General features: G+C 62.3%; 1 pseudogene. It reads left to right on the forward strand.

The features are described from left to right. Positions 1 to 113: 113 nt before the first annotated feature. Positions 114 to 559, forward strand: a pseudogene (locus QJT78_RS51905) (transposase); the annotation flags it as partial. Positions 560 to 664 lie beyond the last annotated feature (105 nt).

Genomic DNA, 664 nt, shown 5'->3' on the forward strand with positions numbered 1-664 from the left:
ACGCGCCCATTGCCTGTCGTTCAGCCAAAACAAACCAGCGCGCATTCTCTCGCCCCCGAATCAACACGTAGGCAAGAGAATCACGTGGCGCTATTTAGGTACAGACCCTAGCTCGCAAGCACGGGGTCTCCGAAGCGACGATCTACAATTGGAAGGCCAAATTCGGCGGCATGGACGTTTCCGAGGCGAAGCGGCTGAGGGCCCTGGAGGAGGAGAACGCGAAGCTGAAGAAGCTTCTGGCCGAGCAGATGCTCGATGCGGCCGCCCTTCGCGAGCTCCTTTCAAAAAAATGGTAGGGCCCGCCGCCAAGCGCGCTGCGGTCGCGCATCTGCAGGCCGTCATGAGCCTGTCGGAACGGCGGGCCTGTTCGATCGTGGGCGCGGATCGGAAGATGATCCGCTATCGCTCCGGCCGCCCTGCGGACGCGGCTCTGCGCGGCCGGTTGCGCGATCTTGCCAACGAGCGGCGGCGTTTCGGCTACCGCCGGCTGTTCGTCCTGCTGCGGCGGGAGGGCGAGCCATCGGGGATCAACCGGATCTACCGGCTTTATCGCGAGGAAGATGCTATGGGGCGGTGGCGAGGATATTGCATCTATCGTTGCTAATGTGAACCGATGGAGCGCCCCATGCAAAAGTTGAACGATCTGAGCCGATCCCCGAGCCCA

It is taken from the genome of Bradyrhizobium sp. Mp27 (assembly GCF_029953005.1).
Classification (GTDB): Bacteria; Pseudomonadota; Alphaproteobacteria; order Rhizobiales; family Xanthobacteraceae; genus Bradyrhizobium; species Bradyrhizobium barranii.